At 65.1% G+C, this 15,368-nt stretch carries 11 protein-coding genes; 8 read left to right on the top strand and 3 right to left on the bottom strand.

All coding sequences use genetic code 11. The features are described from left to right. The first annotated feature begins 28 nt into the window (after positions 1 to 28). A complete protein-coding gene (locus AB5Y80_RS19460; protein ID WP_041215411.1) occupies positions 29 to 1,648 on the top strand; it encodes a methyl-accepting chemotaxis protein in 1,620 nt (539 codons plus the stop codon). Positions 1,649 to 1,702: 54 nt separating this feature from the next. Here AB5Y80_RS19460 and AB5Y80_RS19455 read toward each other — a convergent pair whose 3' ends face one another. After that, positions 1,703 to 2,305 carry a DUF924 family protein gene (locus tag AB5Y80_RS19455; protein ID WP_266135988.1) on the bottom strand — a complete coding sequence of 201 codons (603 nt, stop codon included), beginning with the start codon at positions 2,303 to 2,305 and terminating at the stop codon, positions 1,703 to 1,705. 206 nt (positions 2,306 to 2,511) lie between these two features. Between AB5Y80_RS19455 and AB5Y80_RS19450 the strand changes: the two genes are divergently transcribed. The 5 genes from AB5Y80_RS19450 (at position 2,512) to AB5Y80_RS19430 (ending at position 9,361) form a co-directional block, all read left to right on the top strand. Beyond that, on the top strand, positions 2,512 to 3,423 hold the full coding sequence (locus tag AB5Y80_RS19450; protein WP_368173402.1) for a DUF808 domain-containing protein: 912 nt from the start codon (positions 2,512 to 2,514) through the stop codon (positions 3,421 to 3,423). Positions 3,424 to 3,592: 169 nt separating this feature from the next. Then, positions 3,593 to 5,383: a M3 family oligoendopeptidase gene (locus AB5Y80_RS19445; RefSeq protein ID WP_368173401.1), complete on the top strand. Its 1,791-nt coding sequence runs from the start codon at positions 3,593 to 3,595 to the stop codon at positions 5,381 to 5,383. Positions 5,384 to 5,461: 78 nt separating this feature from the next. Then, on the top strand, positions 5,462 to 7,270 hold the full coding sequence (locus AB5Y80_RS19440) for a M3 family oligoendopeptidase (protein ID WP_279986475.1): 1,809 nt from the start codon (positions 5,462 to 5,464) through the stop codon (positions 7,268 to 7,270). Positions 7,271 to 7,454: 184 nt separating this feature from the next. After that, on the top strand, positions 7,455 to 7,994 hold the full coding sequence (gene ycfP, locus AB5Y80_RS19435) for an alpha/beta hydrolase YcfP (RefSeq protein WP_005331594.1): 540 nt from the start codon (positions 7,455 to 7,457) through the stop codon (positions 7,992 to 7,994). A 74-nt stretch (positions 7,995 to 8,068) separates the two neighbouring features. After that, positions 8,069 to 9,361 carry an NAD(P)/FAD-dependent oxidoreductase gene (locus AB5Y80_RS19430; RefSeq protein ID WP_039038963.1) on the top strand — a complete coding sequence of 431 codons (1,293 nt, stop codon included), beginning with the start codon at positions 8,069 to 8,071 and terminating at the stop codon, positions 9,359 to 9,361. Between the two features lie 78 nt (positions 9,362 to 9,439). On the opposite strand, the gene AB5Y80_RS19425 is transcribed toward AB5Y80_RS19430, so the two are convergent. After that, entirely contained in the window at positions 9,440 to 10,630 is a 1,191-nt protein-coding gene (locus tag AB5Y80_RS19425; protein ID WP_368173400.1) for an OmpP1/FadL family transporter, read from the bottom strand. A gap of 230 nt (positions 10,631 to 10,860) precedes the next feature. On the opposite strand from AB5Y80_RS19425, the gene AB5Y80_RS19420 reads away from it, so the two are divergent. Further along, entirely contained in the window at positions 10,861 to 11,178 is a 318-nt protein-coding gene (locus tag AB5Y80_RS19420; RefSeq protein ID WP_010674360.1) for a heavy metal-binding domain-containing protein, read from the top strand. A gap of 478 nt (positions 11,179 to 11,656) precedes the next feature. On the opposite strand, the gene AB5Y80_RS19415 is transcribed toward AB5Y80_RS19420, so the two are convergent. Beyond that, a complete protein-coding gene (locus tag AB5Y80_RS19415; RefSeq protein ID WP_368173399.1) occupies positions 11,657 to 13,927 on the bottom strand; it encodes an LTA synthase family protein in 2,271 nt (756 codons plus the stop codon). Between the two features lie 251 nt (positions 13,928 to 14,178). Here AB5Y80_RS19415 and AB5Y80_RS19410 point away from each other — a divergent pair, with 251 nt between their 5' ends. Continuing rightward, positions 14,179 to 15,273: a hypothetical protein gene (locus AB5Y80_RS19410; protein WP_010674362.1), complete on the top strand. Its 1,095-nt coding sequence runs from the start codon at positions 14,179 to 14,181 to the stop codon at positions 15,271 to 15,273. The last annotated feature ends 95 nt before the right edge of the window (positions 15,274 to 15,368 follow it).

The raw sequence follows: 15,368 nt of genomic DNA, 5'->3' as shown, positions 1-15,368 counted from the left end.
AGGGAGTCTATGGATGGAGTAAGCACTCATGAATATCGCTCGTCGGCTTCAACTCATTGCCCTGCTGGTCATGCTGGCCCTGGGGTGCCTCAGCTGGTTCAGTATCAGCAGACTCTCCTCCGCCAATGCGGATCTCAGCTATGTAACAGACAACACAGTCCCCAGCATTTCCACGATCAAGGAGATACAAACAGACTTCTACGCCCTGCATTCATTGATCCAGGCGCACGTGCTCAACACCGACGACGGCAAGATGAGTCAGATAGAGCAGAGCATTGCATCCCTTCACACCAAGATGGACGCCCTGCTGAGCCAGTATGAAAGCGGGATGATCTCCAATGAGGAGGACAGGCAGCTCGTCGCCGATGATCGGCGCCTGGTTGCCCAGTACGGCAAGGCCTCTGAAGACGTCCTGCGCCTGTCCCGCGAGAACAAGAATGTGGAGGCCAGAGAGGCGATCGACACGGAGCTTGCCCCCTTGTTTGAGCAGCTTTCCCAGGCCATCGACAAGCACGTCCACTTCAACATCCAGCAAGGTGACGCCGTCAAGCTGCGAGGCGAGCAGAATGCCGATAGCAGCATGCAGGCCCTGTTGTTCATCTCGGTGGGCACGGGAGCCCTCACGCTGGTGCTCTTTCTCTGGCTGTTCAGGCAGGTCGCCAATCCCCTCCGTCTGGCCATGGCGACCCTGTCCGAGATCCAGCGCGACCTGAACTTCACCCTGCGGGCCAATGTGAGCCAGCAGGACGAGATCGGCCAGACGCTGACGGCGGTCAACCGCCTGCTGGACACCTTGCAGCAGACCTTCACCGAGTTCTCGGTGGGCAGCCTGCAGATCAAGAGCACGGCAGAGTCCCTCTCCCAGGCTGCCCAGCACATGGCGGAGTCGGCGAGTCAGGCCAATGACGCTACCAGCCTTATCGCCGCCGGGGTGGAGGAGATGAGCGTGAGCATCACGGACATCTCCCAGCGCACCCAGGAGACCAGTCGCATCACCAATGAATCCGGCAAGCTCGCCAGTGACGGCGGGGCCACCATAGAGCGCACTGTGCTCGCCATCAACGACATCGCCGACGCCATTCGTCAGGCCTCCCGCGATGTGACGGCGCTGGGGGAGGGGATCTCCCGCATCGGTGGGGTGGTGAACGTCATCAACGATGTGGCGGGGCAGACCAACCTGCTGGCGCTCAACGCCGCCATCGAGGCGGCGCGGGCCGGTGAGCAGGGACGCGGCTTTGCGGTGGTCGCCGACGAGGTGCGCAAGCTGGCGGAGCGGACGGCCCAGTCGACCCAGGAGATCTCAAGGACGGTGGAGGCTATCCAGCAAGGGTCCGAGGCCACGGTGGCCAGAATGGTCCTGGTGGAGGAGAAGGTGGCGCAAGGGGTGGCCATGGCGACGGAAAGCGGGGCCATCATCACCCAGATCCGCCAGGCCTCCCATCGCGTCATGGATCAGGTCGGCGAGATCACCCTGGCCATCCGCGAGCAGACCTCGGCGGCGGAATCCATCGCCCTCCAGGTCGAGCAGATAGCCCAGGTGGTGCAGCAGACCAGCAGCACGGCGGAGGAGACCTCCGCCGCCGCAGAGGAGCTGAACGTGACCACGGAGAATATCCACCAGCAGATCTCCCGCTATCGCATCCAGTGAGGTGCAGATCGGTTGTTCTCTCCCCGCCATGCCCATGGCGGGGATTTTTTTATGTCAGAACCCCGAACCGGGCTGTTGCAGGAAGGCGGCCTCTTCCTCCGTGCTCGCCCTGCCCAGGATGGCGTTGCGGTGGGGGAAGCGGCCAAAGCGATCGACGATCACCTGGTGGCGCCGGGCAAAGTCGGCAAAGCCTTCGAAGGTGGCACGGGCCGGGCCTGTGACCTGCTCGTCGGCCAGGGCCTCGAACAGGGCGACGCTTCTGGCCTGCTGCTCTCTGGACTCCGCGTGCTCGAGGGGCAGATAGAAGAAGACCCGGGCCAGCGGCGAGAGCCCCTTGTCGACCCCGAGGGTGAGCCCCTTGAGGCACAGTGCCCTGGCCTTGTCGTCCTGGGCGAAGGCGGCGGGGGTGTGGCGGTGAAGGTTTCGCGGCAGCTGGTCCAGCAGCAGGATGAGGGCCAGGCGCCCTGCGGGATCGTCCTCCCAATGGGCGAGCTCGCCCGCTGCGGCACGGGCCGCCAGTTCGCCGAAGCGTGAGGCCAGCAGGGCATCGGTCTCGCTGCTCTTGCCCCACCAGAGGGGGGCCTGACGGGCGGCACGGGGGGCGTCGTCTGCGTCATCGCCAAACCAGAAGTCGAGCAGAGGTTGCCAGGGTTGCATGGGAACTCCTTGGGCCGGTGGCCGTGAGGTGAAAACGGAGCAGGGGATCTGCCATGGGGGGCTGCCGCCGTGGCGGCTTCCCGTTACACTGTGCCATCTTTTGCCCCAAAGGGTGATCCCCGGATGGGCCCGTGGTCCCCTGACCCCCTCATCACCCTGACCGGGACAGCCCGGATGTGTCCCACTCAATAGAAGGAATGCCAGATATGGCCGGAGCCAGTTTGTTGACCCTGCTCGATGATATTGCCAGCGTGCTCGATGATGTCGCCCTGATGACCAAGGTGGCGGCGAAGAAGACGGCCGGGGTGCTGGGGGACGATCTCGCCCTCAATGCAGAACAGGTCTCCGGGGTGCGGGCCGAGCGTGAGCTGCCGGTGGTGTGGGCGGTGGCCAAGGGATCGTTTCGCAACAAGCTCATTCTGGTGCCTGCCGCCATCGCCATCAGTGCTCTTATCCCCTGGCTCATCACCCCGCTCCTGATGCTGGGGGGGGCCTACCTCTGTTTCGAGGGGGCGGAGAAGCTGGTCCACAAGTTCCTGCCCCACGAGGAGGAGGCGCATCAGGCGGCGCCGGTGCCCGAGGATCTGGCGGCCTATGAGCGCCAGAAGGTGAAGGGGGCCATTCGCACCGATTTCATCCTCTCGGCGGAGATCATCGTCATCGCCCTCGGTACCGTGCAGGGGTCGAGCCTGGGCCTGCAGATCGCCGTGGTAGCGGGCATCGCCCTGCTGATGACCGTCGGGGTCTATGGCTTGGTGGGGCTCATCGTCAAGCTCGACGACATCGGTCTGCACCTGCTGCAAAAGCCCGATGGCGGCGCCGTGCGCCGGGCGGTGGGGCAGGGGCTGCTGGTGACGGCGCCCCGTCTGATGCACCTGCTTGCCCTAGTGGGCACCATCGCCATGTTCATGGTCGGCGGCGGCATTCTGGTCCATGGCTGGCCCTTCCTCCATCATCTCATCGAAGGGACGGCGGGCACGGTGGCCGCCCTGCCCGGGGTCGGCGGGGTACTGGCCGTGGTGACGCCCACCCTGCTGAGCGCTCTGGCAGGCGTGGTGGCAGGGCTGGTGGTGGTGGTGGCCATGACCCTGGTGAGCAAGCTTCAGCCCGCCAAATAGATCGCTTGTCGGGGGAGGGCCGACAGGGGCCGTCGCACCCGGGGGCGCTCTTCTGCTGGTTGCCTCGAATGGGGGCTAGGCAAGTGCCTGGCCCCCTTCGTACTATCCGGTTTCACCCGCCCGCAGAGGCGGGGTGACCCGATATGGACGCAAACAGACAAGGACAACCATGAAACCACCCGTTTGGCGAGATGATCACATCTATGCCGCCCCCGACGATCCTGCCATCGAGGCCGCCTTCCAGGAGGCTGCCCGCGCCCTTACCCGGCTTGACGCCCTCCTGTCGGACCTGCCGGATCCCGCCCATCCCGTTGCGGATGCCAATGCCCTGCGCCACCTGCTGCGGGCCATCCGCCGCGAGGCCAACGGGGTGAAGACCCTGGCCTGGAACAGCCAGGTCTATGGTTACAACCGGCTGAGCCAGAACGGGCGCGACGAGGAGGCCCGAGTACTGCTCTCCCGGGGCCAGCAGCTGGAGGCGACCTTGGCCCAGCGCAGCAAGCCGGTGGACCTGTTCTGGGTTCGCGCCCCCGAGTCACTGGTGCGCACCCTGCTGCAAGATCCCGAACTCTTCGAGCTGGCCTACCAGATCCATCACGACAGAGCGCTGCAGGATCAGTGGCTTTCGCTCGAGAGCGAGCAGCTCATCGAGGGGTTGGCGGTGGACGGCCTGCAGGGGTGGGGGGATCTCTACGACAACCTGGTGGGGCGGCTGCTGCCGGTGGTGGAGGGGGTGCCCATGGGGCTTGCCCAGGCGGACAACCTGCTCGCCCACCCGGACAGGGCACGGCGCGCCAGTGCCTGGCACGCCATCCAGAGCGCCTGGGAGGCGGAGCAGGAGACGGTGGCCGCCATTCTCAACGCCATCAACGGCTGGCGCAACGAGCTCGGCCGCCAGCGCGGCAAGGGGCGCAGGCTGGATGCCCTCGAGGTCACCTGCCATCAGGAGCACATCACGGGCGCGACCCTGGAGACCCTGATGGCGGCGGCCGGGGAGCACAGGGAGCTCGGGCGCCGCGCCTTGCGGGCCATGGCCTGTGCCCAGCAGATCACCGACTTCGCCCCCTGGGATCTCTTTGCCCCGGCGCCCCAGGCCGTGCACGGCAAGTTCGGCTTCGAGCAGGCGCTGAATCTGGTGATGGAGGCTTTTGCCGCCTTCGATCCCGAGATGGGGGCGTTTGTCCGCATGATGGCCGACAAGGGGTGGATCGATGCCGCCCCGAGCGAGCACAGGCGAAGCGGCGCCTATTGCACCGAGTATGCCGATCCGCCCGAGCCAAGGGTCTTCCTCACCTTCGAGGGGACAATGGACAACGTCATCACCCTGGCCCATGAGCTCGGTCACGCCTGGCACAGCTGGTTGCTGCGGGATCTTCCCTTCGAGCAGCGGGGCTACCCCAAGACGCTGGCGGAGACCGCCTCCCTCTTTGCCGAGATCCTGGTGCGCGATGCCCTGCTGGCCGCCACCGACAAGGTGGAGCAGCGCCGGGCCATCGCCTGGCTGGACGGGGAGCGGGCCGCGAGCCTGCTGCTCGACATCCCCGCCCGCTTTGCTTTCGAGCGCGCCCTGGTGACGGCGCGGGAGGCGGGTTACGTGGGGGCGAGCCAGATGCGGGAGATGATGAAATCGGCGCAGCAGCAGTGCTATGGTGACGCCCTCAGCCAGTATGACGAGCTGTTCTGGGCCAGCAAGGGTCACTTCTCCATCGCCGAGTCCGGGTTCTACAACTACCCCTATCTGTTTGGCTATCTCTTCAGCCTGGGGCTCTATGCCCAGCATGCGCGGGCCGGGGGCGAGTTTGTGCCCGCCTATCGCGCCCTGCTGCGAGATACCGGCCGCATGAGCGCCGAGGCGCTGGTGGAGAAGCACCTGGGGGTCGACATCCGCGAACCCGGGTTCTGGCAGGAGAGCCTGCGCTATGTGGAAGAGGCGGTGGTGCGCCTCGAGCGGCTGGTGTGATGCCTGCCCGCGAAGGTGGTGGCTCTGGCCACCTGGATTTCACGACGGGCCAGGCCCGTCCCTGACGATGAGCGTTCGATGCAACAACGAGTCTATCCACAGCAGTGGCAAAATGATCACATCTACCCCTCCCTCGACAGCTGTGTCCTCGAGGCGGACATGAGCCTGGCCCGCGCCAGCCTGGCCGAGCTGAGCGGTTTTATCGAGGGACTGGCCCAGGTTCCGCGCACCCCAGGCGCCTTGCAGGACTTCCTCAGGGAGGTACGCCTGCGGGCCCGGCGCATTCGCGACATCGGCTGGAACATCGCCGTGCTGGCCGCATGCAAGGGGAGCCAGGACGCCCGGGATCCCCTCGCCAAGCAGGTTGCCTCCCGGGCCCGTGCCCTCAATGCGGACCTGTTCAAGACGCTTGCCCCCATCGAAGATCTGATGCTGGGGCTGCCTGCGCCCGAGTTTGAGCAACTGATGGCCGACCCCCTGCTCGGGGAGGAGGGGTACCGGCTGCGCCACGAGCGCCGCCTGCAGGATCAGCGGCTGCCGGTGGAGGCGGAGCAGCTGGTCATCGGCCTTGGCACCGACGGCCTGCACGCCTGGGGCAACCTCTACAACGATCTGGTGGGCAAGATAAGGCTGGTGATCGCGGGTCGCGAGATGGGGCTGGCGGAGGCGAGCAACCTGCTCTCCAGCCCGGATCGGGCCCTGCGCAAAGAGGCCTTCGATGCCATCAGCGCGGGCTGGGAAGGGGAGCAGGAGACGGTGGCAGCCATCCTCAACGCCCTCAACGGCTGGCGCCTGGAGCTCTCGCGCCAGCGCGGCAAACACCGGCGCCTCGATGCCCTGGACGTTTCCTGCCACCAGAGCCACATCGAGCGGGCGACCCTGGATACCCTGATGGCGGAGACCTGGCAGGCCCGCCATCTGGGCCAGCGGGCCCTGGGGCTGATGGCCGGTCACCTCGGCCTCGAGGTGCTGGGGCCGGAGGATCTCTTTGCGCCGCCCCCTGCCGCCAGCCGCCGGGAGATCCCCTTCGAGGAGGCGGTCGACATCATCGCCCAGGCCTTCGCGCGCTTTGACCCCGAGATGGGGGACTTTGCCCGCATGATGGCCGAGCGCGGCTGGATTGATGCCGCCTCCACCCCCAACCGGCGCACCGGGGCCTATTGCACCAAGTTTGCCGAGCCGGTGGAGCCGCGGGTCTTCATCACCTATGCGGGCACCATGGACAACGTCATCACGCTGGCCCACGAGCTCGGTCACGCCTGGCACAACTGGCTCATCCGCGACTTGCCCATGAGCCAGCGCAGCTACCCCATGACCCTCGCGGAGACCGCCTCCATCTTCGCCGAGACCCTGGTGCGCAGCGCCCTCTACGAGCAGGCCCGAAGCGCCGAGGAGCGTCTGGCCATTGCCTGGGCGGATGCCGATGGCGCCGCCACCTTCCTGGTCAACATCCCGGCCCGCTTCGACTTCGAGCGGGCCCTGGTGGCCGAGCGCGAGCAGGGCTATGTGTCGTCGGCCCGGCTCAAGGGGCTCACCGACGAGGCCTGGGGGCGCTGGTACGAGCAGAGCCTCGACCGTTATCACCCCCTGTTCTGGGCCGCCAAGGCGCACTTCTCCATCGCGGGCTTCGGTTTTTACAACTACCCCTACCTCTTTGGCTATCTGTTCAGCCTCGGGGTCTATCAGCAGCTGATGAGCCGCCAGGCCGCAGGGGAGGCGGGGGTGGCGAAGGCCTACCGCGCCCTGCTGCGAGACACAGGTCGCATGAGCGCCGAAGAACTGGTCGAACGGCATTTGGGGCAGGACATTCGCGAGCCCGCCTTCTGGCAGGGGAGCCTGGCCCTGGTGGAAGCGGCGGTGGCGCGCTTCGCCCAGTGCGGCGGGTAACCTCGCCAGACCCGGTTTGCGCCATGTCCCGCCGGGGCATGGCGCTGCCACAGCGGCCCCGACGCGCGGTTTGGTGGCCCGAAGGGGCGTGATCCAAAGCAAGAAAGTGGGATGTTTTGGTGGCGCAAGGCCCTGTCGCTGGGGTAGTTTCGATAGAACCGACACAGTTTTTGAGGTCTTGTCCATGATCATCTATCTGCATGGCTTTGATGCCACCAGCCCCGGCAATCATGAAAAAGTGCTGCAGTTGCAGTTTATCGATGATGATGTGCGTTTCGTGCACTACAGCACGGTTCACCCCCGCCACGACATGAGCCACCTGCTCAAGGAAGTGAAGAAGCAGCTCGACATGAGCACCGATCCCAAACCTCTCATCTGCGGCGTGGGCCTGGGTGGCTACTGGAGCGAGCGGATCGGGTTTCTGTGCGGCATCAAGCAGGTGGTCTTCAACCCCAATCTGCACCCGGAAGAGAACATGCAGGGCAAGATCGACCGGCCGGAGGAGTACGAGGACATCGGCACCAAGTGTGTAACCGAATTTCGTAATAAAAATTCAGGAAACTGCCTGTGCATCCTTTCCGTTCAGGATGAAATCCGCGATAATCGGGACACTGAACGTGAATTGAAGAACTATTACGACATCGTATGGGATGAGCGCGAGACCCATAAGTTCAAGAACATCTCGCACCATCTGCAACGGATGAAGGCCTTCAAAGAAGCCTGAGCCATCACGTCAACCGATTTCGTTTTAGGGAGCCAATGGCTCCCTTTCGTTTTGAGGAACCAAGGAAAATCATCATGATGAATATTGTCGTTGTAGGCGGTGGCGCCGGTGGTCTCGAGCTTGCGACCAGCCTGGGCCGCAAGCTGGGCAAGAAGAACAAGGCCAGGATCACCCTGGTGGATCGCAATCGCACCCACCTGTGGAAACCCCTGCTGCACGAAGTGGCCACCGGCTCCATGGATGCGGGCATCGACGCCCTGAGCTACCAGTCCCACGCCAAGAACCACGGCTTCGAATTCCAGCTCGGCAGCCTGACCGACATCAAGCGCGACGAGAAACGCATCGTGCTGGCCCCCATCCACGACGAGAGCGGCGCCCTGGTGGTCAACGAGCGGGAAGTGGCTTACGACATCCTGGTGATGGCCATCGGCTCCGTCTCCAACGACTTCAACACCAAGGGCATCAAGGATCACTGCATCTTCCTGGACAGCCCCTCCCAGGCGCACCGCTTCTACAACAGCATGATGAACCGCTTCCTGCAGTTCGCCACCGAATACCAGCCCGGTGACAAGGTGAAGATCGCCATCGTTGGCGGCGGCGCCACCGGCGTCGAACTCTCTGCCGAGCTCTACAACGCGGTGGAGCAGCTCTACGCCTACGGCTTCAAGAACCTCACCACCGACAGTCTCAAGGTGACCCTGGTGGAAGCGGGCCCCCGCATCCTGCCGGCCCTGCCGGAGCGCATCAGCGGCTCCGCCCATCAGGAGCTGGTGAAGCTGGGCGTGGACGTGCGCACCGCCACCATGATCACCGAAGCGACCAGCGATGGTCTGCACACCAAGGATGGGGAGCTGATTGAAGCAGACCTCATGGTGTGGGCCGCGGGCATCAAGGCGCCGGACTTCATGAAGGAGATCGCGGGCCTGGAAACCAACCGCATCAACCAGCTGGTGGTCCACGAGACCCTGCAGACTACCCGGGACGAGAACATCTTCGTCATCGGCGACTGCGCCGCTTGCCCGCAGCCGGACGGCAAGTTCGTGCCGCCCCGCGCCCAGTCCGCCCACCAGATGGCGACCCAGGCGTTCAAGAACATCCTGGCCAAGATGAATGGCGGCGAGATGAAGCCCTACCGTTACCACGATCACGGCTCCCTGGTCTCCTTGAGCCGCTTCTCCACCGTGGGCAGCCTGATGGGCAACCTGATGCGGGGCTCCATGATGGTAGAAGGCTACATCGCGCGCATCGTCTACATCAGCCTGTATCGGATGCACCAGGTCGCCCTGCACGGCTACATCAAGACCGGCCTCATCATGCTGGTGGGCCGCATCAACCGGGTGCTGCGCCCGAGCATGAAGCTGCACTGAGTGCATGGCGGCTGCCGCTGCGAACATCAAAAAGGAGAGGCTTGCCTCTCCTTTTTTTATGGCCGACGCGGGGCGACGCTAGAAACGTCTGCCGTAGTTGAGGGCGAAGAAGTAGAGGGCCGGGGTGGGGTAGCGGCCCGAGAGATCCCGCTCATCGACGCTGGCGCTCTCCATGTGGATGTACTCAAACCCGGCTCCCAGGGTCTCCTGAGGGGTGAGCGCATAGGTGACACCGGTGCCGAGCCGCAACGCGCTGCCGCTTGGCGCCGTGAGGGAGGTGTGATCTTGATCCCGGTAGGCACTGGTGTCGTACGCCACGCCGCCATTGAGGGTCCATTGGGGCGTCAGCGCGTGCTGGAGCCCGAGCGCCAGGTGGTAACTGTCCTGATAGAGCCCCTTCTGCGGGGCGGTGCGGTCAAAGATGGTGACCTCGTTGTCGTTGTAGCGGCTCCAGTCCTGCCACCCCAGATTGCCCATGATGGCCCAGTCGTGGGCCAGAGTATGAAAGGCGCTCACCATCAGCTGCTGGGGGCTGTTGACCATGCCGGACAGGGGCAGGGTGGCGTTGATGCCGGGCAGGTTGGGGCGCGAGAAGGTGATGGTGCGGTCGATGGCGAAGTGGTAGGTCACCTCGCTGGCATAGCCGAGCCCGAATCGGGTCTCTGGATTGTGCTCATAGAGGAGCCCCAGCTTGGCATTGAGGGCCCAGTCTCCGTCGTCCTGCTTCTGCTCCCCGCCACTGCCCTCCCGGGTGAGGGAGAACAGGCCGTAGTTGATGCCGACCCCGGCCCCGAGCGACCAGTGCTCGTCGAGACGATAGGCGATGGATGGTTGCAGGGTGAGGCCGATCAGGGTGGCCTTTTTGATGAGCTGCTTGCCAGCCCAGTCGCCAAAATCGAGCCCCAGCCCGAAGTTGCCATAGAGCGCGAGGCCCGCCGACCAGCGATCATCGAGCTGCTGGCTGTAGTAGGCGGAGGCCGCGGGGAACCAGCCGACGACGGTATCGACATCCCCCTTCGCGGGATCGTCCAGATCGTAGGGCAGGTCCCCGTAGAGCAGTTGCCCGCCGAGGGTGAGGTGGCGCCCCTCCAGCCGGGTCAGTCCGGCGGGGTTCACCAGTTGCACGGTGGCATCCTGGGCCCTGGCGGCCATGCCGGCGGCGGCCAGGCCGAGATCATTGGTGCCGGTTTCGTACAGGTAGAGACCGGCCCCCTCGGCGGGGGCGTTCAACATGGCGGTCAGGGGCAACAGCAGCAGTGTCCGTTTCATCAAGGTCCCTCTTTCATCGTGGCTGAGAAGCCCTCTCCCCAGCGTCGGTGCCCATCCTTGCATTCCCGGGGAAAGTGGCACGACACAGGCAGTATAGATGGCACCTTGATGAGCGTGGCGGGCACGATGCACGGGGCGCCCCGCCACGCCGGGCTTATGCTTTGGCCAGCGCCTTGCTACCATGACGGCAACGGTGCTTCGCGCACTCAGCCCAACTCACAGGAGACCTCATGATCCTCTCAACCACCCCCACCCTGGAAGGCAAGACCATTCGCGAGTACCGCGGCATCGTCGTGGGCGAAGCCATCCTCGGCGCCAACATCTTCAAGGATCTGTTCGCCGGCATCCGCGACATCATCGGCGGTCGCTCCGGCGCCTACGAAAAAGAGCTGGCCCGGGCCCGGGAGATCGCCTTCGAGGAGCTCAAGGAGCGTGCCCAGGCGCTGGGGGCCAACGCCGTGGTGGGCATCGACATCGACTACGAGGTGGTGGGCCAGAACGGCAGCATGCTGATGGTCAGCATCAGCGGCACCGCCGTGGTGATCTAGCCCGCCAGTGCCCGGCCCTGCATGGCCAAACGCCCCGTCACAAGCCGACCCCGAGGTCGGCTTTTTGTTGGGTGTGGCGCGCAAAGGTGGGTGCAAGTGAGTGGGGCTCAAGGCCTGAACGTATCGAATGCCCCGATGGTTCTGGGCTGGCCGGGAATGAGGGAGAAAATGGCCCGGCCCGGAGAAGGTGCGGGAACATGGGGGGGCACAGGGCCTGAAGGTCGGCAAAGTTGTTCAATTTTACTATTCGATAATGAGTTATCGTTTGATATATCTAAACAAAAAATAGCCTGTCAGGGGTCGAAAGCCCAGATCAGGACGAACATGGCGAGGTGCAGGCGGCACTGTACTCGCATCCCGCCCATAAAAAGAGGCCGCCCGGGCGACCTCTTTGTCGTCTGCTAGTTCGCTGCGGATTAGGGCAGGGCATCGGGCCGGAAGGTGTTGCAAGGATCTGTGTCCCTCGTGTCTCAATCGATCAGGGCAATGCATCGGGCCGGAAGCTGGCGCGGATCTGCGGCACCAGGGGGGAGGGGTCGAAGCCTTTCTCCTCCCCGAGCACCGGGTGGAGCAGGGGTTGGTCCCGGATAGGGGTGAGGTCCCCCGCCAGCAGCTGCCTTGTGGCCTGGCCCATCTGGTAGAGCTGGCGCACCGGGTCGAACTGGCGGGCGAGATCCAGCCCGTCCCCGGCCCGGGTGAAGGCCATCATGGGGATCTGGTAGCTGGCATCCCGTGGCGGTTTGGCGCCGTGGATGCCCTTGCCGGCCGACATCAGGAAGGGCTGGTGGTCCCCGAAGGCCACCACCAGGTAGCGCTTGCCGGAGTTGTCCAGGGTCTTGAGCAGCCGCTCCAGGGAGGCCATGGCATCCACCACCCCGGTGTAGTAGGTGTTGAGCAACTGGGTATCCGCCGGGCTCTGATCCGGGCAGGCGCCGCTGCGCTGCTGGGCCCGGTAGCGATCCCCGTCGAAGGGGCCGTGCCCCTGCATGGTGACCGCGTAGGCGAACAGGGGCTGATCGTCCTGGTTGCTGCGCTTGAGTAGGTGATCGATGAGGGCATCGTCGGAGATGTAGAGCCCCTTGTGCTCGAGGGCGGTGAAGCGGGTATCGAACCAGCGCTCCTGATACCCGAGGGCCGGGATCGCCTTGGCGCGGCCCCAGAACTTCTCCACATAGGGGTGGGCGAACAGGGTCTGGTAGCCGCTCTGGGCTGCACTGCGCGCAAGGCCGGGCACCTTGTCCGTGAGGTAGTAGTAGGGCACCACCCCCTGTTTGAGCAGGCCCACCGGCAGGCCGGTGTTCATCTCGAACTCTGCCAGTACCGTCATGCCCCCCGTGGTGGGGGAGTGGATGGTCTTGCGCCATTGGGCCACGCTGGCGGGCAGGCTCAAGGTGGGGGCGGGGGCGCAGAGACGGCCCTGCCAGTCAAGCCAGAGTGACTCGTATTGCAGCACGATCACCAGATCGAAGCGGGGAGCCCTGGGCTGGGCGGGCAGGCTCAGCTCCGGGGTGCGCTCGTTGATCTGCAAGGGGTAGCGAAACACGTTGCCGCTTTGCAGCATCTCGTCCACCAGGTTGAACAGGTAGAGGCCTGGGCCGGCGCGGATGATGTCCCTGTGGTAGTTCACCGCCCTGTCCACGTAGCGGATGTTGGCCCCGAGCAGCTTGTTGCCGGTCTGGGTGGCGAACACGCAGAGGGCGAAGAAGGCGGCGGTGGCGGCGGTGGTGCGCAGCAAGCCCCGCAGGATCCAGCGGGAGAGGGCGAAGCGCCACACCAGAAAAAGGAGCCCCAGCACGACGAGCACCGGCACCACAGGGTGCTGATCGAGCAGGATGTGCAGCAGGGCCAGCAGGTTGCCCAGATCGTCCCCCCCCAGCGGCACCCCGTAGATGGCGATCTTCATGAAGTTGGCGAGCAGCCCGATGCCCGAGAGGGCGGTGAAGAGCAGCCCCATATAGAGGCTGAAGCCTGCGAGGGCGCAGAGGCTCCAGCCCAGCACCATGCTGCCCCAGGCGAGGTAGTAGTGCTCGGGCCGAAAGCCCGACCAGAACAGGAATTCCCCCAGCTTGAACACCACGAAGCCGTGCAGCAGCACGAAGGTGAGGTTGCCAAGCAGCAGGCTGCCTGCCACCCGGGCGCGGTAGCTTCGGCGCAGCCTCGGCAGCAGGGCCTTGAGCACGGCGGCGCTCACCAGCAACACCAGCAGCAGGCTGGTCATCAGGTAGAGGAGGTTGAAACCGCGCTCCGGCAGGGTCTGGAGGATCTGGCTGTATTCGGCGCTCTCCGGCCTGTCTGCCAGCAGCAGCCCGATGCGCAGCTGGTAGCGGCTGTCCAGGGCGTCGTCGGGGGCGCGCAGGGCGCTGTTGAGGCTCAGGGTGCAGCGCTCCTTGCGGCACTTCTGGCGCTTGTCCACCGCCTGGCTCAGCTGATCGATGCGCACCCCTTTGTCGTTGAGCAGCTCCACCCGCACCTTGTCCCCCTCCTGCAGGGGTTTGAGCAGTTGCCACTGGCTGCGCACCACCAGATAGAAGCCCCGGTTGTCACTTTTGTAGAGCAGGCTGTAGCGATGGAGGGTCGCGATGGGCTGATCCGCCGGGCCCAGAATGAGGGGGGCGGCACGCCCGAGCCAGCTGACGGGGTTGAGCAGCGGCAGGGCGAGGGTCAGCAGCAGCAGGGCGGTCAGCAGACCCAGCAACAGCCCGGCCAGGGGCTGGGAGGCGGGGCGGTGGCCGGTGACGGGGGCATTCATAAGGGCTCATCCTTGGAGCGGTCATGGCAGCGACGACTGCCTCTATTTTGACCCGATGGTGCGTGGCTTGTTCCTTGATGTCAATTTAATGACAACAAGATGAATATTCCGTGATGAGCACTGTGAAGCAATTTGTGATCCCGATCCGCCAGGGGCACTCATTCTGTGATGAAAGCGTCATCATGAGCCTTTGCCGCTGGTCTGGGAGGGGGGCGCTGTTTAGTCTCTCAGTAACGGTTGGAGGTACATGTATGAATCCCAAAGTTGCGGCGCGTCAGGCCAGATTGCTCCAGATGCTGGAGAGCAAAGAAGAGATCCGGATCGGGCGGGAGCGGGACTGCCCCCTGCCGCTGCCCCAGCTCGTCCGGCTGACCGAGGATCACCCGGACGTCGTCAAGGTCTACGGTCACGGGCTCACCGCCGAGGTGTTCCATCTCAAGGTGGAGGGGCACCACTGGTGCCTGAAACGCTGCCGCCAGGACTCTCTGGTGGCCAATGTGGACGGCAAGACCGCCTTTCTCACCGAGCTGGAGCGGCGTCGGGAGATAGAGAGCCTGCGGGAGCTGCACCCCACCATCCTCTCCAACGTGGTCTGTACCAGTTTCGGCTCCGCCCGGGCCGGGGTGCTGGTCTCCCCCTGGCTGCGGGGGGAGCCGGTGCGCACGCTCTGCGAGCGCAACCTGGCGCAGATGCTGGCGGTGGAGGCGGAGCTGGCCCGCTGGGGCTGGTTTGACTGGGATCCGAGCCCGGGCAACCTGCTGGATGACGGCCAGCATATCTCGGTGTTCGATTTTGGCTACATGTGGCCCTTCGATCCCCTGCACGAGTTCAATTCCAACGGCCTCACCGATCCCGACTTCCACGTGCCTGAGCGGCTGGAAACCCGCACCCTCTCCGGGCTCTGGCTGGACGAGGCGGATCCCTTGCCGCTGTTTCGCCGCTGGCGCGAGCTCTGCCTCGCCTGGGCCAGGGGAGAGCTGCAATACCTGTCGCGGGAGGGGGCGAGCGCCCCCGTGCTGGCGCGGATGCAGGGACTGGTGGGGGAGTGGAGTGCGGCGCTGGCAAGCGACGAGGCGCTGGCGGCCAACTGGTGGCGCGACATGTACCGCAGCCATCGGCTCGACATCCTGGACGACCTCAGCGGCAAGAGCTGCGGCCCGCTCACCCTGCGCCGTCTCGACTGGCTGGAGCAGGCGGTACGGGAGCACTTCCCGGCCCTGGTGGACAATCTGGCCCCTGACGAAGCGGGGCTCGGTCAGGCCGGGTTGCTGCAACGGCTGGGAGGGCTGCGCGAGCAGATCCGGGCCAATCTGCTGCCCACCCGGGCCACCCTGGTCACCAGCTGATGGTGAAAGAAGAGTGACAAGAGGGGCGCCGCGGCGCCCCTCTTTGCTGAGTGGGGAAGGCCGCCCCGGGTGATGGGGCGGACGAGGCTTGTGGT

This window comes from Aeromonas sp. R2-1 (assembly GCF_040908425.1).
GTDB lineage: Bacteria > Pseudomonadota > Gammaproteobacteria > Enterobacterales > Aeromonadaceae > Aeromonas > Aeromonas caviae.
The sequence above is the reverse complement of the archived record's forward strand: the minus strand, read 5'-3'. Positions and strand labels throughout refer to the sequence as shown.